This window comes from Pseudomonas sp. H2_A10, assembly GCF_054680085.1.
This window is the reverse complement of record NZ_CP162821.1, coordinates 1,616,212-1,638,991: the sequence shown is the minus strand read 5'-3', so window position 1 is coordinate 1,638,991 and position 22,780 is coordinate 1,616,212. Positions and strand designations below refer to the sequence as shown.

Genomic DNA, 22,780 nt, shown 5'->3' with positions numbered 1-22,780 from the left:
GTCAAAATTACTCTTCACTGGCCGTAACCTCGGGGGTTGAAGGGGGGCCGCCATATTCGGGCTTGAGCCTGCCGTCGGGGCCCAGCAGCCAGGCGTCCATCACCTGGCGCACCACGGGCGCGGCGACGCCGGAGCCGGACTCGCCGTTTTCCACCATCACCGCCACGACGATTTTAGGGTCGTCCGCCGGGGCAAAGCCGACAAACAACGCGTGGTCGCGGTGGCGTTCCTGGACCTTGGAGCGGTCGTATTTCTCGCCCTGCTTGATCGCAACCACCTGGGCCGTACCACTCTTGCCGGCAATGCGGTATTGCGCGCCGATCGCCGCTTTGCGCGCGGTACCACGGGCACCGTGCATCACTTGCTGCATGCCATGGTTGACCTTGGTCCAGTCGGACGGGTCACGCAGCACGATGTCCGGAATCGGATTGTCATCCACCGGCTTTTCGCCTTCGATGGTCTTGGCCAGGTGCGGTCGATTCCAGATGCCTTTGTTGGCCACCAGCGCGGTCGCCTGGGCCAGTTGCAATGGCGTTGCCTGCATATAGCCCTGGCCAATCCCGAGGATCAGCGTTTCACCGGGGAACCACGCCTGACGTCGGGTGGCACGCTTCCATTCCCGCGATGGCATCAGTCCGGGGGACTCTTCGAACATATCCAGGGAAACTTTCTGACCAAGGCCGAACTTGCCCATGTAGGCAGACAGACGATCGATCCCCAGCTTGTGGGCCAGGTCGTAGAAATAGGTGTCGTTGGACCGCATGATTGCCGTATCCAAATCGACATAGCCGTCACCGGTGCGGTTCCAGTTACGGTATTTGTGATCATAGTTGGGCAGCATGTAATAGCCGGGGTCATAGACCCGGCTCGATGCGGTCACCACACCGGCATCCAGGCCGGCAATCGCCACGGCCGGCTTGATGGTCGAGCCGGGCGGGTAGAGGCCGCGCAGCACGCGGTTGAACAATGGCCGGTCGATGGAATCGCGCAACTCGGCGTACGCCTTGAAGCTGATCCCGGTGACAAACAGGTTGGGGTCGAAACTCGGCTGGCTGACCATGGCCAGCACTTCACCCGTCTTCGGGTCCAGCGCCACCACGGCGCCGCGCCGACCGCCCAGAGCCATCTCGGCCGCTTCCTGCAACTTGATGTCCAGGCTCAGCACAATGTCTTTGCCGGGCACCGGATCGGTGCGCTTGAGCACGCGCAATACGCGGCCGCGGGCGTTGGTCTCGACTTCTTCGTAACCCACCTGGCCGTGCAGCTCGGGCTCGTAGAAACGCTCGATGCCGGTCTTGCCGATATGATGGGTGCCGCTGTAATTGACGGGGTCGAGGCTTTTGAGCTCTTTTTCGTTGATGCGCCCCATATAGCCGACCGAGTGGGCAAAATGCGGCCCTTGCGGGTAGTGGCGCACCAACTGCGCCACCACTTCCACACCCGGCAGGCGGAACTGGTTGACCGCGATACGTGCGATCTGCTCTTCGGTCAGCTCGAACAGGATCGGCACCGGCTCGAATGGCCGCCGCCCCTGCTTCATGCGTTTTTCGAAGACCACTCGATCTTCCGGGGTCAACTGCAGCACCTCGACAATCACATCGAGTACCTGCTGCCAATCGCCGGAGCGTTCGCGGGTCATGCTCAGGCTGAAACTGGGCCGGTTATCCGCGACCACCACGCCGTTGCGGTCGAAGATCAACCCACGGGTCGGTGGAATCGGTTGCACATGCACCCGATTGTTTTCCGACAGCGTGGAGTGATAGTCGTACTGGACCACTTGCAGGAAATACAGGCGGGCGATCAGCACCCCAATCAACGCCACCACCATGATCGCGCCAAACACCACGCGCGCACGTACAAGACGTGCGTCTTTCTCATGGTCCTTGATGCGGATCGGCTGGGTCATCGGGAGGGGCGCAGATTATTTGTGGTAAGGGTGCCCGGACAGAACTGTCCAGGCGCGATACAGCTGTTCACCGATCAGAATCCTTACCAACGGGTGCGGCAGCGTCAGCGCCGAGAGCGACCAGCGCTGATCCGCCCGCGCGCACACTTCCGGCGCCAGCCCCTCGGGGCCACCGACCATGAAGTTGACCGTGCGCGAATCCAGGCGCCAGCGATCCAGTTCCACCGCCAGTTGCTCGGTGCTCCAGGGCTTGCCGTGCACTTCGAGGGTGACGATGCGCTCGTTGGGGCCGACCTTGGCCAGCATGGCTTCGCCTTCCTGGCGGATAAAACGCGCCACGTCGGCATTCTTGCCCCGGGTATTGAGCGGTATTTCCACCAGCTCAAGCGACAGCTCGGCGGGCAGACGCTTGGCATACTCGTGCCAGCCTTCTTCCACCCACTTGGGCATGCGTGAACCGACAGCGATCAGACGCAGGCGCACAGCCGTTCCTTATTCCTGGTCTTTGTTGAGCTTGTCGAAGTGTGCGTGGCCCACTTCCGGGCTGTGGTGCTTGCCATCGGCGGCACGGCTCTGCTCGGCGCCTTTCCACAGACGCTCCAGGTCGTAGAACTGGCGGGCGTTGGAGGTCATCATGTGAACGATCACGTCGTCCATGTCCAGCAACACCCAGTCGCTGTCGCCCTTGCCTTCTTCACCCAGTGGCTTGACGCCCTGGGCTTTGACGGCTTCACGCACCTTGTCCAGCATCGCGCCGATCTGGCGGTTGGAGGTACCGGTGGCGATGATCATGAAATCGGTGATGCTCTGCTTGTCGCGTACGTCCAGGACCTGGATGTCCTGGGCCTTCACGTCTTCCAGGGCGGCAACGGCGACTTTCACCAGCTCTTCGCCAGCCAGTTCCGGGCCAACATGGGCTTCGACCGGCAGCGGGGCGCTTTTGAAGGTGCCTTTGCGCTTAACTTTGCTTACGTCTTTGTTCGTCATATAAAACTCGTTTTGCTCGTATGTTCGGGCGCTCGCTGCACGACTGTTCGTGCGTTCAAGCGCGCCTTTTCAGTTCGACGCACGGTAAAGCCCGTGCGCATCGATGTAGGCCAGGACCGCGTCAGGCACCAGGAAACGTACCGACTTCCCGCTGGCCAGCAGTTGACGGATCTGGGTGGCAGACACCGCAAGCGGGGTTTGCCAGACGAATGCAATATTCCCGTTCGGCCCGGTCAGGGCCAAGGGGTCACTTACCGACCGCGCGGCCAGCAGGTTGCGCAAGGCATCCGGCGGTTCGCTGTCGGCATCCGGGCGTTGCAGCACCAGGATGTGGCAATGCTGGAGGAGTTCCTCCCAGCGATGCCAAGAGGGCAGGCCGCAAAATGCGTCCCAGCCCAAAAGCAGAAACAGCTGGTCATCCGCGGCCAACTCGGCGCGCATCAGTTCCAGGGTGTCGACAGTGTAGGACGGTTTATCGCGCTTGAGTTCACGATCGTCCACCACCAGCGGCGGTATGCCCTCTACGGCCAGGCGTACCATTTGCAAACGTTGTTGCGGTGACACTTGCGGCGTGTCGCGATGCGGCGGCCGGAAATTGGGGGTCAGGCGCAGCTCATCCAGCGCCAGGGCATCCGCGACTTCCAGGGCACTGCGCAAATGGCCGATGTGCACGGGGTCGAAAGTACCGCCGAGCAGCCCGATGCGTTTAGCCATCAAGTGCGCACATGACCGTCGCCAAACACCACGTACTTCTCGCTGGTCAGGCCTTCGAGGCCAACCGGGCCACGGGCGTGGAGCTTGTCGGTGGAAATACCGATCTCCGCCCCCAGGCCATACTCGAAGCCATCGGCAAAACGCGTCGAGGCGTTGACCATCACCGAAGCGGAATCCACTTCGTTGAGGAAACGTCGCGCATCGCTGAAATGCTCGGAAACAATGGCGTCGGTGTGCTTGGAACCGTACTTATTGATGTGTTCGATGGCTTGGTCCAGGTCGTCAACGATGCGGATCGACAGGATCGGCGCCGTGTATTCGGTGTACCAGTCCTGCTCGGTCGCCTCGATCACGTCCGCGCCCAACAGCGCACGGGTGCGCTCGCAGCCTCGCAGCTCGACACCCTTATCGCGGTAGATGGCAGCCAGCGGCGGCAGCACGCGCTCGGCAATGCCGGCATGCACCAGCAGGGTTTCCATGGTGTTGCACGGCGCGTAGCGATGGGTCTTGGCGTTGTCGGCGATACGGATCGCCTTGTCGAGGTCGGCGGCGATGTCGATGAACACGTGGCATACACCGTCCAGGTGCTTGATGACAGGCACCTTGGCATCACGGCTGACACGCTCGATCAGGCTCTTGCCACCGCGCGGCACGATCACATCGACGTACTCCGGCATGGTGATCAGCGCCCCCACGGCGGCGCGGTCGGTGGTCTCGACCACTTGCACCACTTCGGCCGGCAACTCGGCCACGGCCAGGCCCTGCTGGATGCAGGCGGCAATGGCACGGTTGGAATTGATCGCCTCGGAGCCGCCACGCAGGATGGTGGCGTTGCCGGACTTGAGGCACAGGCTCGCGGCGTCGATGGTCACGTTCGGACGCGACTCATAGATGATACCGATCACGCCCAGGGGCACGCGCATCTTGCCGACCTGGATGCCGGACGGCAGGTAGCGCATATCGCGGATTTCACCGATGGGGTCAGGCAGCTTGGCCACCTGACGCAGGCCTTCGATCATGTCGTCGATACGTGCCGGCGTCAGTGCCAGGCGGTCCAGCAGGGCCGGCTCCAAGCCATTGGCGCGGCCGTTGGCCAGGTCCAGCTCGTTGGCGGCGGCGAGCTCGGAGCGCGAAGCATCCAGAGCATCGGCGGCCGCCAGCAAGGCGCGGTTCTTCTGCGCCGTGCTCGCACGGGCGATCAACCGCGAGGCCTGCCGGGCAGCGCGACCCAGGCGGGTCATGTAGTCAAGAACGGACTCAGTCATGGTCAGGGAGTCTTGGCAAAGAGGAAAGCGGCAGATTATAGCCGTGACGCCGCTCGACTGACAGCGGTGAGGGGCGGATGGTCGAAATGAACTGTAAAAACTTGGGGTTCAGCGGTAATTAAGGTGGGAGTTGTTATGATTCCGTCACATTTAGCCGTATTTCTCCTGACCACCATGCCCAGCCCATTGCCCAAACGCCCCGCCAGCGCCCTGCCCGACAGCTTCTTCGACCGTGACGCGCAGATACTCGCGTGCCAATTGCTCGGAAAAGTCATACGCCATCGCGTCGGCGAAATCTGGCTTTCGGCGCGAATTATTGAAACCGAAGCCTATTACCTGGCCGAAAAAGGCAGCCACGCCTCACTCGGCTACACAGAAAAGCGTAAGGCTTTGTTTCTGGATGGTGGCCATATCTACATGTACTACGCCCGTGGCGGCGACTCCCTGAACTTCAGTGCCCATGGCCCGGGCAATGCGGTGCTGATCAAATCGGCCTACCCGTGGGTCGATAATGTCTCCGGCCCCGCCAGCCTCGCGCAGATGCTGCTGAACAACCCAAACGCCGACGGCAGCCCGCGCACCTCGCAAAAGCTATGCGCGGGGCAGACGCTGCTATGCAAGGCATTGGGGCTGAAAGTGCCCATGTGGGATGCCAAGCGGTTCGACCAGGAGCTGCTGTATGTAGAAGATGTGGGCCAGGTGCCCACGCAGATTATCCAGACCACGCGGCTGGGTATTCCCAGCGGGCGTGACGCGCATTTGATGTACCGCTTCGTCGATGCTGGCTATGCGCCTTACTGCACACGGAACCCGCTGCGTCGGGGCCAGGTCGAAGGCCGCGACTATTTTTTGATTGGATGAATTGAACACAGCTGTTCGTGCTGCACATGGATACCCGCAGCGCTGAAGAGCCTGTATCGCATTGATGGAGTGGATCGTATGAGCCAATGGCTCGATAGCATTACCGGCTGGCTGACCCTGAACCCCCAATGGCTGGCCATGGCGGTGTTTGTCGTCGCGTGCGTGGAGTGCCTGGCCATTGCCGGCTTGATCGTGCCCGGCACGGTGTTGTTGTTCGCTATCGCCGCGCTGGCCGGCAGCGGTGCGCTGTCGTTGAGTGAAACCTTGCTGATGGGCTTTCTGGGAGGCTTATTGGGCGACGGGGCTTCCTACTTTTTAGGGCGCCATTTCCATCAGAACATCCGCCGCCTGCCCGGCCTGCGCCACCATCCGGAATGGATGAACGGCGCCGAAACCTACTTCCACAAGTACGGCATTGCCAGCCTGCTGGTCGGACGTTTCATTGGCCCATTGCGCCCCATGCTGCCGATGGTAGCGGGTATGTGCGATATGCCATTCCCGCGCTTTGCCCTGGTCAGCATGCTCGCCGCAGCCGGTTGGACGGTGGCGTATCTGCTGCCCGGCTGGGCCACCGGCGCCGCGTTCCGCTTGCCGCTGCCTGAAGGTTTCTGGCCTGAAGCGGGCGTGGTCACGGCGTGTCTGGCATTGCTGCTGGGCCTGAGCCTCAACAGCAGCCTGCGCGAACATCGACGCGCTACCTTATGGGTCGGTTGCGCCAGCCTGGTTCTGTTGATTGCGCTGTTTATCGGCTACCCGCACCTGAACGACTTCGACCAGGGCCTGAGTGCGCTGGTGCAAGAACATCGCAGCCCGTGGCTGGATGAAACCATGGTGAGGGTGACGCAGCTGGGCGAGTTCAAGAAGATGTTTATCGCCAGCGCCGTGTTCACCGGCCTGCTGTTGCTGGCTCGGCAGTGGCGTCACGCGATCTTTGTCGGCGCAGCATTGGCGGGTACGGCGGTCATCAACACCGGCACCAAGCTGTTTTTCGCGCGTGGCCGCCCCGAAATCCTGACCGACCCACTGACCAGTTTCAGCATGCCAAGCGGCCATGCATCCGGCGCCTTCGCGTTTTTCCTGGCGCTGGCGGTGTTGGCGGGTCGCGGCCAACCGATACGGCTGCGCCTGACCTGGATACTGCTGGGCTGCATTCCCGCCGCGTTTATCGCCTTGTCCCGCGTGTACCTGGGCGTGCACTGGCCCAGCGACATCCTCGCCGGCACGTTGCTGGCGATGACCGTGTGTGCGCTCAGCCTGACCGCTATCCAGTACCGCAGCCCGTTGCCGGCAATGCGCAAGAAAACCTGGTGGCTGCTGTTGCCGGCGATTGTGGCGGTGTTCAGTTTTATCGCACTCACCGGCACTTCCCACGCACTGTTGCGTTATGCCTACTAAGTGAAGAGTTCACCCTGCAACTCGTCGAGCAGCATCTGGATCGCGTCCAGGCGCTGCTGCGGGTCATCGAGTTGCAACAGGTCGATCTTGTCGGCTTCGGTGAAGGGCAAGAGGTAAGCCAACTGATTGCCCAAGGCTTGCTGGCCTTCGGCACTGGCGTCCATGTCCAACGATGCGACCATCGGGTGCTCCGCCAGTGCTTCAAGCAAGGCCAGCAAATCAGCATCTTCTTCGTGCAGTGGCTGGTCCGGCAACTCTTTAAGCCATTGCACGTCAGCCACCAGCAGTTGGTCCTTCTGCACCCCGGCCTCCCGCACGCGGAAACGGCGGCCGCCTTCGACGCGAATGCCGAGCAGGCCGTTGTCCTGCTGCTTGAAGTCGCGAATCAGCGCTTCGCAGCCAATCAATGCATAGCCATCCGCCGCCATGCCGACCTCCTTGCCGCCAAGGATGCAGACCACGCCGAAGCTTTCGCCCTTTTTCATGCAGCGGCTGATCATATCCAGATAGCGCGCCTCAAATATTTGCAGGTCGAGGGTGCAACCGGGGAACAACACGGTATTGAGCGGGAACAGCGCCAGACTCATAAAGGCTTCCTTAAACCTGGTTTAAACAATTACCGACACGGCCAGCGGTAGGAAGACCGCCGTAGCCACGCCCATCAGACTCATGGCCAGCGCCGCAAAGGCACCGCACTCTTCGCTTTCCTGCAGGGCCACCGAGGTGCCGACCGCGTGGGCGGTCATGCCCAGGGCCATGCCACGCGCCTCGGGGCCGTGTACGCGCAGAAGCGTCAGCAGCGCCGGGCCGACCATCGCGCCCACCACACCGGTTATCAGTACGAACACGGCCGCCAGGGCCGCCACGCCGCCAATCTGCTCGGCCACCAACATGGCAATCGGCGAGGTCACCGACTTGGGCGCCATGGTCATCAACATCATGTGTTCGGCGCCAAACCACCAGCCGAGCAGCACACACAGGCCGGTGGCCAGCACCCCGCCTATTACCAGCGTAGTAAAAATCGGCCAGAACAATTGGCGAATCCGTCGCAGGTTCAGATAAAGCGGCACGGCCAGGGCCACTGTCGCAGGGCCGAGCAGAACCCCCAGGATCTCGGTGCTCTTGCGGTACTCGGCGTAACTCAAGCCGCAAGTGAGCAACACCCCGATCACCAAAAGCATAGAGACCAGCACCGGTTGCAGGAAGATCCAGCGGGTTTTCTCAAAGCCCGCCAGCACCAGCTGATAGGCGCCGAGGGTGATGCCGATGCCGAACAGCGGGTGATGGATCACCGCCGTCCACGCGCCGTGCCAGTCGAACATCATTGGTCCTTCTCCTTGCGCTTGACCATCTGCTGCATCAGCACACCGACAAAGGCCATGGCCACCACCAGCGACAACACCAACGCGCCGACGATGGCCCAGAAGTCGGCGGCGATATCCTTGGCGTACACCATCACCCCCACCGCCGGCGGCACCAGCAGCAACGGTAGGTAACGCAGCAGGCTGCTGGCCGCCAGGCTCAGGGGCTCGCCGACTTCGCCACGCCACACCAGATAACCCAGCATCAGCAGCAGGCCGATGATCGGCCCCGGCAGCACCGGCAGCAATAAATGATTGATGGCCGTGCCGATCAATTGAAACAACACCAGCCATGTCAGCCCGCGTAACAGCATCCGCTCTCTCCCCTCAAGACCCGCCCGCATTATAAGCACGCCCGCGCTATGCATCGGCATTCGCCAAAAGCATGGTGGGTTGACCGGGCCGGGTGCCCATGATGATCTACATTGGTTCTCTGTAACCCCTAAAAACAGCATCGATGGACCAAGGAGAGACGCAATGCCCTATGTACCCGTAGCGCAGCTCAACGATTATGTCGGCAAGGAACTGGGACGTTCCGAATGGCTCACCATCGACCAGGCCCGTATCAACCTGTTCGCAGAGGCCACCGGCGATCATCAGTTCATCCACGTCGACCCGGTCAAGGCCGCGCAAACCCCGTTCGGCAGCACCATCGCCCACGGTTTCCTGTCGCTGTCGCTGATGCCCATGTTGATGGAAGACATTCTGATCATGCCCGAAGGCCTGAAGATGGCGATCAACTACGGCCTGGACAGCGTGCGCTTTATCCAGCCGGTGAAGGTCGACTCCAAGGTGCGCCTTAACGTGACCCTGACAAGCGTCACCGAGAAAAAACCTGGCCAGTGGCTGTTCAAGGCCACCGCCACCCTTGAGATCGAGGGCCAGGAAAAACCGGCTTACATCGCCGAGTCGCTGTCACTCTGCTTCGTATAAGGTTTTCCCTGTGGTGAGGCACTGAAACTCACCACAGGGTATGTAAATTTATGTATGAAACCTGCAGCTGCGGCATACTCGGCGCTCAATTATCCGGATCCCGCTATGCGCCCACTCGCCCCCCTCGCCCTTGCCCTGTTGCTCACCGCTTGCGGAGACGGCGAATCGCTGTTGCCGCCCGATGCGCGCCTGCCCGATGGCGGCCGTTACCGGGGCGATGTGGTCAATGGTTTGCTGCAAGGCCAGGGCCGCGTCGACTACCCCAATGGCAGTTGGTACGCCGGTGAGTTCGATAAGGGCCAGTGGCACGGCCAGGGCGAATGGCATGGCAGCAACGGCGAAGTCTATAAAGGCCAGTTCAAGCAGGGCCTGTTCGACGGCCAGGGCAGCCTGACCACGGCGGGCAGCCACTATGTCGGCGGTTTCAGCAACGGCCGGCGCAACGGCGAAGGCACCCTCAAAGAGGGGCAGATGACCTATCGCGGCGAATTCAAGGACGACCAGTATTCCGGCCTCGGCCGCCTGGAGCTGGCCGACGGCAGCCAATACCAGGGCCAGTTCGCCCACGGCAAGCCGAACGGCGAAGGCCAGCGCAACGACGACAGCGGCAACCAGTTCAGCGGCCATTTCGTCGATGGCCAGTTGGAGGGCAACGGCACCTTCAACAGCGCTGACGGCGACATCTATGTCGGCCAGTTCAAACAGAACCAACTCAACGGCAAGGGCCGTTATGAAAACGCCGACGGCGACGTGTGGATCGGCCAGTTCAAGGAGGGCGCGCTCAGCGGCAAGGGCGAGTTGATCGGGGTGGATGGCAGCCACTACGTCGGCCAGTTCAGCGACTGGCGCTTCACCGGCGAAGGCCGCCTGAACCTCACGGACGGCAGCTTCTACATCGGTGGCTTCGACAGCGACAACTATCAAGGCCGGGGCACCCTGGTACTCACCGACGGCACCGTACAGGCCGGCACATGGGTCAACGGCATGCGCGTGCGTGACGCCGACGGCAAGCTGCTGCCCGACCCTCTGGAAATCGGCGTATTGGCCCAGGGTCGCCTGCTCGATGCGGCACTCGCCGCCGTGCCCACCTCCACGCCGGCCGTCGAGCTGTATACCCTGGCGCTGGCCGGCGATGGCAAGCAAAGCGTGTTCCTGCGCGAAGCCGACTACGTCAGCAACATGCTCGCCTCACGCTTCGGCGCGCGCGGGCAGATCCGCCTGGTCAACCACCGCGACCATATCGCCGATCGCCCGCTGGCCACCCGTGAAAGCCTGCGCCGTGCCGTGCAAACCCTGGCCGAACGCACCGGGCCGGAAGACCTGGTGTTTATTTACCTGACCAGCCACGGCACCCACGAACACGAACTGGTCCTGGACCAACCGCGCATGGAACTCGCCGACCTGCCCGCCGACGAGCTGGCGGCCGTACTCGCCCCGCTGAAGAACCGCGACAAAATCGTGGTAATTTCCGCCTGCTACTCCGGAGGGTTTATCCCCGCGCTCAAAGACGATCGCACGCTGATCATGACCGCCTCGCGAGCCGACCGCGTGTCCTTCGGCTGCTCCGAAGAGGCTGACTTCACCTACTTCGGCGACGCCCTCTTCGCCCAAGCCTTCAACCAGACCGACGACCTGCAGCAAGCCTTCAAGCTGGCGCAACTGCACGTGACCGAGCGCGAACAGGCAGACAACTTCGAGCCCTCCGAACCGCAGATGTGGGCGCCTAAAGGGGTGATCGCTCACTGGCAACTATTACGCAAGCAGCAGGCACGAAAGGCGCTCGAAAGCGTCTCAATGAATAGCAAGGAAGCCAAAGGCAACTAAGCTGTAACGTGTAACAAGGGGGAAACACTATGTACCTGACACCTCAGCATATTTTGCTCGCTGGCGCCTCTGGCCTTACCGGCGAACACCTGCTCGATCGCCTGCTCAACGAACCCACCGTCACCCGCGTACTCGCGCCCAGCCGCAAGCCCCTGGCCGAACACCCACATCTGGAAAACCCGGTGGGTGACCCGGCGGCATTGCTGGCGCAACTGAGCGGTCGCGTGGATATCGCTTTCTGCTGCCTGGGCACCACCATCAAGAAGGCCGGTTCCGAGGCGGCGTTCCGGGCTGTCGACCTGGACATGGTCGTGACCTTCGCCAAGCGCGCACGGGAAATGGGCGCGCGGCATCTGATCGTGATCAGTGCGATTGGCGCCGATCCGCAATCCTCGGTGTTCTACAACCGGGTCAAAGGCGAAATGGAGCAGGCGCTGAAGGCGCAGGATTGGCCGCAACTGACCATCGTGCGCCCGTCTCTATTACTGGGGGAACGGCTGGAACCCCGCCTGGCCGAGCAACTGGCCGGCCCGTTGTCGCGCTTGATTCCGGGCAAGTACCACGGCATCGAAGTGTGCGAACTGGCCCGCGCCATGTGGCGCCTGGCACTGGAAGAGCAGGATGGGGTGCGGATCGTCGAGTCGGATGAGCTGCGCAAACTCGGTAAGTAATGCGATCTAAAAACCTGCACCTATCCAACTGTGGGAGCAAGCCCCCTCCCACATGAGTGATGTGGTGCCTTTAAAACCCAGGCTAGAGTCCGCCGGTTGCGTTGAATCCAACTCCCAGCACCGTCAACACCGACAACGGCAACAGCAGCGTATCGAGCAACGCACTGGCCGGCAGGTCGACGCCGGGGTAGCTCGGCGCCTCGGCGCCAAACCGGTCCTTGGCGCAGCAGCCACCATTTATCGCATACACGTCCAGCCGCGTGCCGGCATATACCACCGGCGCGCCCGGTTGCGCCGCGTCCAGCGTGCGCGCGGTGGCGCAGCCGCTCAGGTGCAGCGCCAACACCAGCAGCAGCGCCTTATTCATCGCTGCTCAGATGGTGCTCGCCCCAACGCGGCAGCATGTCCTGGGGGATGCTCAGCAGGTTGAGAATGCGAGCCACCACAAAATCCACCAGGTCATCGATGGTTTGCGGCTGGTGATAAAAGCCTGGCGATGCCGGCAAGATGGTCACGCCCATATTCGACAGCTTGAGCATGTGCTCCAGATGAATACTCGAATATGGCGCCTCGCGCGGTACCAGGATCAACTGGCGACGCTCCTTCAACGTCACGTCCGCCGCGCGCTCGATCAAATTATTGCAGGCCCCCGTGGCAATCGCCGACAAGGTGCCGGTAGAGCACGGCACCACCACCATCGCGGCCGGCGCACCGGAGCCCGAAGCCACCGGCGACATCCAGTCCTCTTTGCCATACACCTTGATCTGCCCCGCCGCCGCACCGGTGTATTCGGTGAGGAAGGCTTGCATCATCTGCACCTTGGGCGGCAGCTGCACCTCCGTCTCGGTAGCCAGCACCAATTGCGCCGCTTTGGAGATCAGGAAATGCACCTCACGGTCTTCACGCACCAAACAATCGAGCAGGCGCAGACCGTAAGGCGCGCCCGAGGCGCCGGTCATCGCCAGGGTAACGCGTTCCGGCCCGCTCACTTGAGCGCCTCGGCCAGCTTGCCGTGCAGGCCGCCGAAGCCGCCGTTGCTCATGATCACCACCTGGGTGCCGGGCTTGGCGTGGTGCTTGACGTCTTCGATGATGGCGTCGAGGGAATCACACACCTTCGATGGCACGGTGCACAGCGCGGCAATGGCCGGCAGGTCCCAGCCGAGGTTGGCCGGGGCGTACCACACCACCCGATCGGCGTCATTGACGCTTTGCGGCAACCCATCGCGGTGCGCGCCGAGCTTCATGGAGTTGGAGCGCGGCTCGACAATCGCGATCACTTGGGCATCCCCGACGCGCTTGCGCAGGCCATCAAGGGTGGTGGCGATCGCCGTGGGGTGGTGGGCAAAGTCGTCGTAGAGGGTAATCCCGTTCACATCGGCGACTTTTTCCATGCGCCGCTTCACGCTTTTGAACGAGCTCAAGGCCGCGATGCCCATGGACGGCAGCACACCCACATGGCGCGCGGCAGCCAAGGTGACCAAGGCATTGGCAACGTTGTGCTGACCGGTCATGTCCCACTCGACGACGCCCTGGGCCTGGCCTTCGAACAGCACTTCAAAGCGCGAGCCGTCGTCGCTGAGCAACTTGACCTGCCACTGCCCGCCGACGCCGGTGGTTTGCACCGGGGTCCAGCAGCCCATGTCAATGACACGCTGCAAGGCCGGCTCGGTCGTGGGGTGAATCACCAGGCCTTCGCTGGGAATGGTGCGCACCAAATGGTGAAACTGCCGCTCGATGGCCGGTAGATCGGGGAAAATGTCGGCGTGATCGAACTCCAGGTTATTGAGGATCGCGGTGCGCGGACGGTAATGAACGAATTTGGAACGCTTGTCGAAGAAGGCGCTGTCATATTCATCCGCCTCAATCACGAAGAACGGCGTATCGCCCAGGCGCGCCGACACCGAGAAATTCTGCGGTACGCCGCCGATCAGGAAACCCGGGCTCATGCCCGCGTGCTCCAGCACCCAGGCCAGCATGCTGCTGGTGGTGGTCTTGCCATGCGTGCCGGCCACAGCCAGCACCCAGCGGCCTTGCAGCACATGATCGGCCAGCCATTGCGGGCCGGACACATAAGGCAAACCTTTGTTAAGCACGTATTCAACAGCAGGGTTACCACGGGACATGGCATTGCCGATGACCACCAGGTCAGGGACCGGGTCGAATTGCGCCGGGTCGTAACCCTGGGTCAACTCAATCCCCTGGGCCTCCAGTTGCGTGCTCATGGGTGGGTAAACATTGGCATCGGAGCCGGTCACGTGATGGCCGAGTTCCTTGGCCAGAACGGCCATCGAGCCCATGAATGTGCCGCAGATACCGAGAATATGAATGTGCATGGTTGACCTCTTAAACATCGAGGCAGGTTAGCGCAGGGAGGGGCAAATCGCACCTTTTATACGGTCAGCCGCCTGGTAAAATGCGCCAACGTTAACGCATGCACCGATAACCGCAGCGTGACTTTATGGCATGAACAACACGATAAGCAGTTGCCCCCCTGTTAAGTGAGCAACTGCTTATGAGCGGTTCAGTCGGAACCGCCCATTACACCGTGTATGAGGCGCGAATTAACTACACCTTGGGTTTTATGGCGCTCAACAGACCGTTGATGTATGCCATTCTGGACTCCATGCCAGTGGCCCGGCTCTTGATATCCTCTTCTTGCGCGCCGATTGACGGAGGCTGAGTTTGAATACCCCGCGAGTTCGCTTCTACAGCAAACTCCTTTTCAAGGTAGTCCAGCATCTCATCCAAGTAATCCATGCGTTCATCATTTGTTTTTGCCAACCACTCCACACTGGGTTTGACGCCCTCTTCCGAACGAAGACTACCCAGCGTATTTGCTAACAGAAATACGTTCCGTTGAGCATTATCAACCAGCCGCGACTCCATCACATGCTGCTCTGTAGCTGGCGTCCGCGCTGGATTGATTTTGGGTTTGAGACGTTCCAGAACGACGTTCGCGGCAAGTGTCGCGGTCGCCGTTATGGGTGCTGTGATCGCCGTCGTAATCGCGGCGGTCTTGGCTATATTTCGCGCCTCAAGCGGAAGCGCCCGATTCGCTTTCGCAGTTTTAGCCTTTACTACCACCTCGGCGTTGTCTTCAAGGCCACTCTGCGAAAAAGGCTCAGCCTCCCTTCCGTCTACTCGACCTGGGGTCGGCTGATCAAACAACTTATCCCGGGCTTTAGCATCTTGTTCAGCCTGCCACTTCTTCCTGTTCGCCTCTCTGTATTGAGTGATTTCTGGAGAATCAGGAGTATCTGCATCGGGGGTATCCCCTGGCTGGCGCTTGCCACTGACGTGCCCCGGCCCTTCAAAGCCACTCACTTTTTTATCGACGAAGTCCTGATCGAAATCGTGCTTGCTGCTGCCTGCAGACTTGGGCCCGGCCTGGACTTCTATCTTTGTAAGTTCAAACCCCTTGATAGGGGGTGGGGTGGGGGTCCTGGTCCACCCCCCACTAAAAATATCCCCAACTTTTGAGAAAGCTACCCGCCGTGTCACTGAATTTGAAAATATCATAATGCCCTACCTAATGATTGATTTACATTAGAAAGCCATCCGTTTCTTTCACCCACTGTGTAACTAAAAGAGCTTTAACGGTTCCAAATTAAAATTAAAAATTCATCACTAACACATAACGCGCCAACATTGACCACTGACACTGGAGCGTGTGAGGAGCAGTTAATTGGCCACCCGCAAATCATTTCGGTTTATTCGAGGACTGCAGTGCGCTCAACGTACCAAATTGCACTAACTGAGGGCCAAACGGGGTATTGGTGACACTACTGTACGCATACCACCCCCCTTTTTAAGTATCGCGACGATGGGCTTATACACGCCGTCAGATTCTATTTGATAGAACCCCTTGACAATATCACCTTCTTTATAAGTCCTAGTCACTTCATAAGATCCATAATTCCCTTTTAATCGAGGGAGCACCTCATCTGCATGTTTTTGCAGCGATCTTGCATCCTGACCCAATGCTACTGCCCCCCGCTTGAGGTTTTTCGGAAGCTCAATAGTATCGGTGACACCCGTAGAAGCGCCAAGGCCAGCAAAGAAAGAGCTTTTGAGTATTTTTCCGGTTGATTTTCCAAGTTTCGCCGCTCTGCTCGCGGCGCGCGCCCCAGGAAGAAAGAACCCTAAGAGGTCAAACCCGAGATTAAAAACCGAGCCCGCAACATTACCCTTGATCGCATCTTTGATGCCGTCATAAAAAGGGACAAGCGAAAGAATAAAATCATTGATCGCCTTAATTTTTCTATTATTCTTTTCAATAATTGTTTCACCGGCAGCCCGTGCCTTTAAGTCGCCATAATCTTTGGTGAAGAATTTACCCACGACGGTCGCCAGCCTACCCGTCCGTCGAGAAAAATAAGGTGCGCTTTCTTCACCCGCTACGTCAGGCGAGGCTGGGTTCGGATCAACAGCATCAAATATCGTAAACACATTATTAGTACCCGGCACACGCGGCGTTGAGTCCGAGGGAAAATACTTGCTATCGTCAAAGTTAGACTGTTCTTCCGGCACGCCCTGTTCCTTAACTATTTTCCCTAGGCCTGGAAAATAACTGTAGTACTCCACCTTGCCATCCGCTGCCTTCACTTTCATAAGTAAACCGCACACCCCGTCTAGTTCTTTGAGTTCATGCGGGGTCGGCGTTCGTGGTATGCGCTCAGGGAACAGGCCGCCGCGACTATTTAGCTTCGTTCCCAAAAACGGGCGAGACACACCGACGAACGTTACCTCAGAGTTTTTTATACGCTCCTGTTCCACCCATGGTAGCAAAGACACTTGATACTTGAACTGAATAGCCCAGGCAGCTGCTTGAGTCTTCGTATACACTTCAAACTCATCAGAGAACTTTTTATCGATATTGTCATCAAGCTCAGAAAAGCGAGCTTTCACCTGTTCCCACGAAAATTCCTTTTCATTTCGCGACTTCCACCAATCCAAATGCTGAGGCTTCGTCATATAGACATCCAGGGGCGATACGACATACCCGGCTTCATGAACACTCCGTAACGTCGCCTTCGTCGGATCAACCTCAGGGAACACCCGTTTGAACTCGGCCAACGCCGCTTCCTGCCGAGTAGGCGTTGGTTTCATTAGCTCGACGCGCGCCCACTCCAATTCCTTTTTCTGTTTTTTTAATACCTTTAATGATTGTTCAATCTCTTCGGACGTGTACTGCCCTTTTGGATTGCATTTAATCACCTGATTAGCGAGGCCCCACGCAATAAGCGGATCGGTTGACGCTGCGGCTAACGCCTCCCTCCCTTCAAGAATACGAAGTTGCGCATCCGCATAGCTCATGACTTGACTGAACGTCATGTTCCCCGACGCACCGGGTGCCTCATGCTCTACCAATGCAACCGCTATAGAGAACTCCGCCCACGTATGAGATCCATACACAAGGTTCGCAGGCGTGTTCTTCACCAGCAGTTCAGGAGCGACGGCTGATAGCAATAGTTGCGCAGCAAGCGGGGCGGCTTCAACTCCCACTTTACTTTCAAGGTGAGCAGTAAAGCGTTTGACGATTTCAGCAGCGCAGGCACCCACATTTTCGCTTTTATAAAGGTTATAGCCCGCCACGTTGAAACGTGACCGCTCTGGGTTAGGATCGAGCTCTTGCAAGAGCGCCGCAGTCAAGGCCTCAAGCGCACCGGTCGGCGATGCTGCTAGTTTGATACGCGTTTGTATAGCGCTGCCCAATGCCTGAGCATCGGGCGACCGAATGAGCTGGTCCACTCCCCATGAAGGATTGTCGGCAATTGCCTTCTTCTCAGATGCTGAAAGCGTGCTAATCAGGCTACGTAACAAGCTACCTGCCCCTGCCCCCACTTGCGGTTCAGCAGCTTGACTTGCATGCGCCAACTTCCACTGATCCACCACCGCTTTCATCTTGCGCAATGAGGTTTTGTTCAGCAGCCCAACAATATGCCTTACCCCCCCAGCATCGGCACCAGGCACCCGGTGGGCAAGGTCAAAGGACATAGCGTTGGCCAAGTCATGCGCCAGTTCGCTGCTCGCAGGTGGTTTCTGCCCTTGCTCTTCGAGCAGTTGCGCAACACTTATTTCCCGGCGCTGTTCGCGAAGGAACAAACTCGAACGTGGGTCAATCGCAACCCTGACGTTACTCAGGTCGATCTTCCCTTCGGCGTCGTCTACCTGTGACCTCAGCGCAGCAAGAAGCGCATGACGATTTGCTTCATTCCCCAGCGCCTCCTCGTGCCCCGCCAGCGCCTCTACAGATCGCTGCAGTGCCTGCTTTACAGGCGCAAACTCAAACGCGCGCCCTTCTTTCAATTGCTTAATGTGTGAGGCGGCTTGTGAAGGCGAGAGGTCGACAGGTTCGCCATAAAACCTCCCCACCGTGTACAACGGCATCTTCCCTTCGGGCCAGGGATAATCGAACGCCTGCCCGGACATTGGGGCGATCGCCTTTGCAATGGATAACAGCACTCGAGAAATATCTGACCAACCCGAATCGTCGGTCAGGGAGAACGTTTGCAACTGGCCATTTACAATTGCAGTCAACTCCCCGAGGAACGGATCCAGTTTGAGTTTTTTGGTATCAAGCCCCTGCTCTTTTGCCCACGATATAAATCCGGGGCTCTTGAAAGCACTGTCCAATTGGGTACGCCAGCGCCCAAGCGTCGACTCGGGAGCAACTGGAACATCGGGAGGGGAAATTGAGGTGTGGTAAGAGCGCGTCGCCAATGCGATCGCGTAGGGCTTGGCCAATTGAGCGTCAGCAGTAGCTCGCGCTTCGGGGGTGTCCGGTATTTTCGCGGAGGGGGGTTGGTAACGAATGCATTATCGTTAGTCGCCCTGGCGGCAACCAATGGTAATTCGCGCGCCATGTTATTCGAAAAGGACGGTGTTGCTTTTACACCTTCAAAATTCGTCATCTTTCCACACTCGGGTACGATTAAATTCAGTAACTGTTCGTACCCTGAGTGGTGTGATTTCATACAAGTAATTCAAAAAAAATTCGAAAACTCTTATCCAATTATTTCGGCCCTACCCCCTCCCTCAGGCTTCGTAAATTTTGTGGCGACAAGGTGGCGATCATACTTGTGAACAACGTTCGATTCCGTGTTTGCGCAGCTTCCTGTAAAGCGTATTCCGGCTTACCCCTAAGCTCTTTGCCGTATGGGACATGTGCCAATGTTGCTGCTTCAATGCGTTGAGCAACGCCACCCGCTCTGCATCGTCCAGTGCGCGCTCTTGGCCAGACTCGACAACCGTCATCGCTCGCGCCTGGCGGATGATTGGCGGCAGGTCTTCAAAACCGATTTGCCCGTTCTCGCACAGCGCTGCCAACGTGCGAAGTACGTTGCGCAATTGCCGAACGTTGCCAGGTCAAGCGTATTCGAGCAGAGCGTGGTGCGCCGTCTCATCAAGCGACACAACCTGTCCTGCAGCTTCATTTGCAAGCAAAAACGCCAGCAATTGTGCTTTGTCGCTACGCTCGCGTAAGGGGGGCACCGCAATTTCAAGGCCGTTGAGACGATAGTAAAGATCTTCGCGGAAACTGCCATTGGCAACACGTGCTGACAGGTTACGATGGGTGGCGCTGATAACTCTGACATCCACCGCCTGCGGCGCGCCGCCGATGGGCACCACCACTCGATCTTCCAACACCCGCAGCAGACGGGTTTGCAACGCGAACGGCATGTCACCGATCTCATCGAGAAACAACGTGCCACCATCGGCCTGTTGCAGCTTGCCGCGCATCCCTTCTTTGAGCGCACCGGTAAAACTGCCACCGCGATAACCGAACAACTCACTTTCAATCAGGTTTTCGGGGATGGCGGCGCAGTTGAGGGCCACGAAGGGCTTGTCGGCACGCGAGCTGGCCTGATGCACGGCCTTGGCAAAAGCTTCTTTACCGCAGCCGGTTTCGCCGTTGATCAATAACGGCACGTCGCGCTCAAATACGCGCAGTGCTTTACGAAAATCATTTTGCAGGGCCGGGTCGCCCAGGCAGATATCTGCAAGGCGCGGCGCCACGGGCTTGGCGGTGGCGACCGGCACATTGCGTGCCTGCCCCCGCAACGCCGCAAATAAATGCCGGCCATCACGGGTGCGCAGAGGCCAACTGGCGGTCGCATTGGCGCTGGAGCGAGCGAGCAATTGGTCCAGGGAGCACTCGAAAAACGCTTCCACCGGCTGGCCCAGCAAACCACCACGTACCTGCCCGAGCAGGTTCAACGCACTTTGGTTGACCGCGCACACCCGACCTTCGCCATCGAACGCCAACAGCCCTTCACTGAACAACCCCACGGACTCGGCCTGCAAATGGAACCGCAGCAGCCAGTGGTTCTCAAAATGACGCAGGAAGTAACAGCTCTCGATCATCTTCGCGGAGAGATTGACCAATGCCATGGTGTGAAACTGGCTCTGGCGCGACACCGCCTCCCGCGCCGACGACACATCCAGCACCGCCAGCAGCTCACCGTGAGGGTCGAACACCGGGCTGGCCGAACAGGTCAGCCCGGTATGCCGGCCGCGAAAGTGTTCATCGCGGTGGATGGTCAGGGACTGGCGCTCCACCAGGCAGGTGCCGATGCCATTGGTACCTTCGCAGGCTTCACTCCAATCGGCACCGAGCCACAGCCCGGCGCGCTCGAAAATCTTGCGCTCGGACGGCGCGGTGACACAGTTGAGGATCACCCCGCGCGCATCGGTCAGCAGCACCGCGTGGCCGGCGCCGGAGAGTTGTTGGTGCAGGCTGTTCATTTCGCTGCCGGCGATGTGCAGCACGTGCTGCAGACGCTCGCGGCTTTCCAGCAGACGCGCGTGTTCAAGCACGGTGGGAGCGATGGTCAGCGCAGGGTCGAGGTGGTAGTCCTGAAGGCAACGCAACCAGGAGCGGGCGATGGACGGGTCGCTGCCGGGGCCCTGGGTAAGGTCTTGCCCACGGGTAACGGTCAAGACTTGCTGGGCATGGCGACTGAAATGATCGTTGTGCATGTTCTTATTATTCTCCCGGCGTGAGAGCGCCCAGCATCCCCCAGCCCTGCGGCAGATGCAATCCCGCGCCGACCCACCGGTCACAGCCTGTACCGTTTATGGCACAAACTGTCACGCGGCTGTACCGCCTGCGTGACAGCAACGCCTTGCAACAAACCCCAAGCCCTTGATTTAACTGACCCGCAGAGCACTGGCCCAACCTTTGCTCTACGCTTTATCAAGCGCTTGAGCGCTGCACTCCAATAAACATAAAAGCCAGGAGATACCCACCATGCGTTACGCACACCCCGGTACTGAAGGCGCGATCGTTTCGTTCAAAGCCAAGTACGGCAACTTCATTGGTGGCGAGTTCGTTGCGCCGGTCGACGGCAATTACTTCACCAACACCTCGCCGGTCAACGGCAAGCCTATCGCCGAATTCCCGCGCTCCACTGCCAAAGACATCGACAAGGCGCTAGACGCCGCCCACGCCGCCGCTGACGCCTGGGGCAAGACCTCGGCGCAGGACCGCTCGCTGGTGCTGCTGAAAATCGCCGACCGCATCGAACAAAACCTCGAACTGCTGGCCATCACCGAAACCTGGGACAACGGCAAGGCCGTGCGTGAAACCCTCAACGCCGACATCCCACTGGCCGCCGACCACTTCCGCTACTTCGCCGGCTGCCTGCGCGCCCAGGAAGGCACCAGCGCCGAGATCAACGAGCACACCGCGTCCTATCACTTCCACGAACCCCTCGGCGTGGTCGGCCAGATCATCCCGTGGAACTTCCCGCTGCTGATGGCCGCCTGGAAACTCGCCCCGGCCCTCGCCGCCGGTAACTGCGTGGTTCTCAAGCCGGCCGAGCAGACCCCGCTGGGCATCAACGTGCTGATGGAAGTGATCGGCGACTTGCTGCCACCGGGCGTGCTGAACGTCGTGCACGGCTTCGGCAAAGAAGCCGGCGAAGCCCTGGCCACCAGCAAACGCATCGCCAAGATCGCCTTCACCGGCTCCACCCCGGTGGGCTCGCACATCATGCATGCGGCGGCCGAGAACATTATTCCGTCGACCGTCGAGCTGGGCGGCAAGTCGCCGAACATCTTCTTCGCCGACATCATGAAAGCCGAGCCGTCGTTTATCGAAAAAGCCGCTGAAGGCCTGGTGCTGGCGTTCTTCAACCAGGGCGAAGTGTGCACCTGCCCATCCCGCGCGCTGGTGGAAGAGTCGATCTACGACGACTTCATGAAAGTGGTGATGAAGAAAATCGAACAGATCAAGCGCGGCGACCCGCTGGACACCGACACCATGGTCGGCGCCCAGGCATCCGAGCAGCAGTTCGACAAGATCCTGTCCTACCTGGAAATCGCCAAGGGTGAAGGCGCGCAACTGCTCACCGGTGGCAAAGTGGAAAAACTCACCGGCGACATGGCCGGCGGTTATTACATCCAGCCGACCCTGCTCAAGGGCACCAACGACATGCGCGTATTCCAGGAAGAAATCTTCGGCCCGGTGGTGAGTATCACCACCTTCAAGGACGAAGCCGAAGCCCTGGCGATTGCCAACGACACCGAGTTCGGCCTGGGCGCCGGCGTGTGGACCCGCGACATCAACCGCGCCTACCGCATGGGCCGGGCGATCAAGGCCGGGCGCGTGTGGACCAACTGCTATCACCTGTACCCGGCGCATGCTGCGTTCGGTGGTTACAAGAAGTCCGGCGTGGGCCGTGAAACGCACAAGATGATGTTGGACCATTACCAGCAGACTAAAAACTTGCTGGTGAGTTACGACATTAATCCGTTGGGCTTCTTCTAACCCATCACCCCACCCACTTTGAAATGCGGTTAAACCTGTGGGACGGGGCTTGCTCCCGATTGCATTGTGTCAGCCAATGTTTATATC

The 22,780-nt window shown here is 59.6% G+C and carries 19 protein-coding genes and 1 pseudogene; 6 read left to right on the top strand and 14 right to left on the bottom strand.

Annotated elements, in window-relative coordinates; translation table 11 throughout:
- Positions 1–7: 7 nt before the first annotated feature.
- The 5 genes from mrdA to AB4O23_RS07550 form a co-directional block, all read right to left on the bottom strand.
- Positions 8–1,906: a penicillin-binding protein 2 gene (gene mrdA, locus AB4O23_RS07570; RefSeq protein ID WP_017528941.1), complete on the bottom strand. Its 1,899-nt coding sequence runs from the start codon at positions 1,904–1,906 to the stop codon at positions 8–10.
- A gap of 15 nt (positions 1,907–1,921) precedes the next feature.
- Positions 1,922–2,389 (bottom strand): 23S rRNA (pseudouridine(1915)-N(3))-methyltransferase RlmH, encoded by a 468-nt coding sequence (rlmH, locus tag AB4O23_RS07565; RefSeq protein ID WP_003176297.1) that lies wholly within the window; start codon positions 2,387–2,389, stop codon positions 1,922–1,924.
- Between the two features lie 9 nt (positions 2,390–2,398).
- Positions 2,399–2,893 carry a ribosome silencing factor gene (rsfS, locus tag AB4O23_RS07560; protein ID WP_003176298.1) on the bottom strand — a complete coding sequence of 165 codons (495 nt, stop codon included), beginning with the start codon at positions 2,891–2,893 and terminating at the stop codon, positions 2,399–2,401.
- Positions 2,894–2,962: 69 nt separating this feature from the next.
- Entirely contained in the window at positions 2,963–3,607 is a 645-nt protein-coding gene (gene nadD / locus AB4O23_RS07555; RefSeq protein ID WP_017528942.1) for a nicotinate-nucleotide adenylyltransferase, read from the bottom strand.
- Positions 3,607–4,872: a glutamate-5-semialdehyde dehydrogenase gene (locus AB4O23_RS07550; protein ID WP_017528943.1), complete on the bottom strand. Its 1,266-nt coding sequence runs from the start codon at positions 4,870–4,872 to the stop codon at positions 3,607–3,609. The genes nadD and AB4O23_RS07550 overlap by 1 nt, the downstream gene beginning before the upstream one ends.
- Before the next feature lie 174 nt (positions 4,873–5,046).
- On the opposite strand from AB4O23_RS07550, the gene AB4O23_RS07545 reads away from it, so the two are divergent.
- Positions 5,047–5,733, top strand: coding sequence for a DNA-3-methyladenine glycosylase (locus AB4O23_RS07545; protein ID WP_065876802.1), 687 nt, complete (start codon positions 5,047–5,049; stop codon positions 5,731–5,733).
- Between the two features lie 78 nt (positions 5,734–5,811).
- Positions 5,812–7,128 carry a bifunctional DedA family/phosphatase PAP2 family protein gene (locus AB4O23_RS07540; RefSeq protein ID WP_065876732.1) on the top strand — a complete coding sequence of 439 codons (1,317 nt, stop codon included), beginning with the start codon at positions 5,812–5,814 and terminating at the stop codon, positions 7,126–7,128.
- Here the strand turns inward: AB4O23_RS07540 and AB4O23_RS07535 are convergent.
- Genes AB4O23_RS07535 through AB4O23_RS07525 form a run of 3 tightly spaced genes read right to left on the bottom strand, consistent with a single transcriptional unit; the run spans position 7,125 to position 8,803 of the window.
- Complete coding sequence (locus AB4O23_RS07535; RefSeq protein WP_068936650.1) at positions 7,125–7,715, bottom strand: LON peptidase substrate-binding domain-containing protein; 591 nt, start codon at positions 7,713–7,715, stop codon at positions 7,125–7,127. The genes AB4O23_RS07540 and AB4O23_RS07535 overlap by 4 nt on opposite strands.
- A gap of 21 nt (positions 7,716–7,736) precedes the next feature.
- Entirely contained in the window at positions 7,737–8,453 is a 717-nt protein-coding gene (locus tag AB4O23_RS07530) for an LrgB family protein (protein WP_017528947.1), read from the bottom strand.
- Entirely contained in the window at positions 8,450–8,803 is a 354-nt protein-coding gene (locus AB4O23_RS07525; protein WP_017528948.1) for a CidA/LrgA family protein, read from the bottom strand. The genes AB4O23_RS07530 and AB4O23_RS07525 overlap by 4 nt, the downstream gene beginning before the upstream one ends.
- A gap of 163 nt (positions 8,804–8,966) precedes the next feature.
- Between AB4O23_RS07525 and AB4O23_RS07520 the strand changes: the two genes are divergently transcribed.
- The 3 genes from AB4O23_RS07520 (at position 8,967) to AB4O23_RS07510 (ending at position 11,917) form a co-directional block, all read left to right on the top strand.
- The gene (locus tag AB4O23_RS07520; RefSeq protein WP_017528949.1) at positions 8,967–9,422 is read left to right on the top strand and encodes a MaoC family dehydratase; all 456 of its coding nucleotides are present in this window, start codon (positions 8,967–8,969) and stop codon (positions 9,420–9,422) included.
- Positions 9,423–9,527: 105 nt separating this feature from the next.
- Positions 9,528–11,246 carry a C13 family peptidase gene (locus AB4O23_RS07515; RefSeq protein WP_017528950.1) on the top strand — a complete coding sequence of 573 codons (1,719 nt, stop codon included), beginning with the start codon at positions 9,528–9,530 and terminating at the stop codon, positions 11,244–11,246.
- Positions 11,247–11,275: 29 nt separating this feature from the next.
- Positions 11,276–11,917 (top strand): oxidoreductase, encoded by a 642-nt coding sequence (locus tag AB4O23_RS07510; protein WP_065876731.1) that lies wholly within the window; start codon positions 11,276–11,278, stop codon positions 11,915–11,917.
- 82 nt (positions 11,918–11,999) lie between these two features.
- Here AB4O23_RS07510 and AB4O23_RS07505 read toward each other — a convergent pair whose 3' ends face one another.
- From AB4O23_RS07505 to AB4O23_RS07480, 6 genes and pseudogenes are all read right to left on the bottom strand, one after another.
- A complete protein-coding gene (locus AB4O23_RS07505; protein WP_017528952.1) occupies positions 12,000–12,284 on the bottom strand; it encodes a YceK/YidQ family lipoprotein in 285 nt (94 codons plus the stop codon).
- Positions 12,277–12,906 (bottom strand): flavin prenyltransferase UbiX, encoded by a 630-nt coding sequence (gene ubiX, locus AB4O23_RS07500; RefSeq protein WP_017528953.1) that lies wholly within the window; start codon positions 12,904–12,906, stop codon positions 12,277–12,279. The genes AB4O23_RS07505 and ubiX overlap by 8 nt, the downstream gene beginning before the upstream one ends.
- The gene (mpl, locus tag AB4O23_RS07495; protein WP_065876730.1) at positions 12,903–14,252 is read right to left on the bottom strand and encodes a UDP-N-acetylmuramate:L-alanyl-gamma-D-glutamyl-meso-diaminopimelate ligase; all 1,350 of its coding nucleotides are present in this window, start codon (positions 14,250–14,252) and stop codon (positions 12,903–12,905) included. The genes ubiX and mpl overlap by 4 nt, the downstream gene beginning before the upstream one ends.
- Before the next feature lie 232 nt (positions 14,253–14,484).
- Entirely contained in the window at positions 14,485–15,438 is a 954-nt protein-coding gene (locus AB4O23_RS07490; protein WP_460062758.1) for a hypothetical protein, read from the bottom strand.
- Between the two features lie 231 nt (positions 15,439–15,669).
- The gene (locus AB4O23_RS07485) at positions 15,670–18,555 is read right to left on the bottom strand and encodes a hypothetical protein (RefSeq protein ID WP_460105806.1); all 2,886 of its coding nucleotides are present in this window, start codon (positions 18,553–18,555) and stop codon (positions 15,670–15,672) included.
- 438 nt (positions 18,556–18,993) lie between these two features.
- Positions 18,994–20,901, bottom strand: a pseudogene (locus AB4O23_RS07480) (sigma-54-dependent Fis family transcriptional regulator).
- Positions 20,902–21,172: 271 nt separating this feature from the next.
- On the opposite strand from AB4O23_RS07480, the gene exaC reads away from it, so the two are divergent.
- Entirely contained in the window at positions 21,173–22,693 is a 1,521-nt protein-coding gene (gene exaC / locus AB4O23_RS07475; RefSeq protein WP_017528960.1) for an acetaldehyde dehydrogenase ExaC, read from the top strand.
- Positions 22,694–22,780: the final 87 nt, after the last annotated feature.

Excerpts from the sequence above, each read along its gene's own strand:
- mrdA (WP_017528941.1), bottom strand. The coding sequence starts at position 1,906 with ATGACCCAGCCGATCCGCATCAAGGACCATGAGAAAGACGCACGTCTT.
- rsfS (WP_003176298.1), bottom strand. The coding sequence starts at position 2,893 with ATGACGAACAAAGACGTAAGCAAAGTTAAGCGCAAAGGCACCTTCAAA.
- nadD (WP_017528942.1), bottom strand. The coding sequence starts at position 3,607 with ATGGCTAAACGCATCGGGCTGCTCGGCGGTACTTTCGACCCCGTGCAC.
- AB4O23_RS07550 (WP_017528943.1), bottom strand. The coding sequence starts at position 4,872 with ATGACTGAGTCCGTTCTTGACTACATGACCCGCCTGGGTCGCGCTGCC.
- AB4O23_RS07545 (WP_065876802.1), top strand. The coding sequence starts at position 5,047 with ATGCCCAGCCCATTGCCCAAACGCCCCGCCAGCGCCCTGCCCGACAGC.
- AB4O23_RS07540 (WP_065876732.1), top strand. The coding sequence starts at position 5,812 with ATGAGCCAATGGCTCGATAGCATTACCGGCTGGCTGACCCTGAACCCC.
- AB4O23_RS07535 (WP_068936650.1), bottom strand. The coding sequence starts at position 7,715 with ATGAGTCTGGCGCTGTTCCCGCTCAATACCGTGTTGTTCCCCGGTTGC.
- AB4O23_RS07530 (WP_017528947.1), bottom strand. The coding sequence starts at position 8,453 with ATGATGTTCGACTGGCACGGCGCGTGGACGGCGGTGATCCATCACCCG.
- AB4O23_RS07525 (WP_017528948.1), bottom strand. The coding sequence starts at position 8,803 with ATGCTGTTACGCGGGCTGACATGGCTGGTGTTGTTTCAATTGATCGGC.
- AB4O23_RS07520 (WP_017528949.1), top strand. The coding sequence starts at position 8,967 with ATGCCCTATGTACCCGTAGCGCAGCTCAACGATTATGTCGGCAAGGAA.
- AB4O23_RS07515 (WP_017528950.1), top strand. The coding sequence starts at position 9,528 with ATGCGCCCACTCGCCCCCCTCGCCCTTGCCCTGTTGCTCACCGCTTGC.
- AB4O23_RS07510 (WP_065876731.1), top strand. The coding sequence starts at position 11,276 with ATGTACCTGACACCTCAGCATATTTTGCTCGCTGGCGCCTCTGGCCTT.
- AB4O23_RS07505 (WP_017528952.1), bottom strand. The coding sequence starts at position 12,284 with ATGAATAAGGCGCTGCTGCTGGTGTTGGCGCTGCACCTGAGCGGCTGC.
- mpl (WP_065876730.1), bottom strand. The coding sequence starts at position 14,252 with ATGCACATTCATATTCTCGGTATCTGCGGCACATTCATGGGCTCGATG.
- AB4O23_RS07490 (WP_460062758.1), bottom strand. The coding sequence starts at position 15,438 with ATGATATTTTCAAATTCAGTGACACGGCGGGTAGCTTTCTCAAAAGTT.
- exaC (WP_017528960.1), top strand. The coding sequence starts at position 21,173 with ATGCGTTACGCACACCCCGGTACTGAAGGCGCGATCGTTTCGTTCAAA.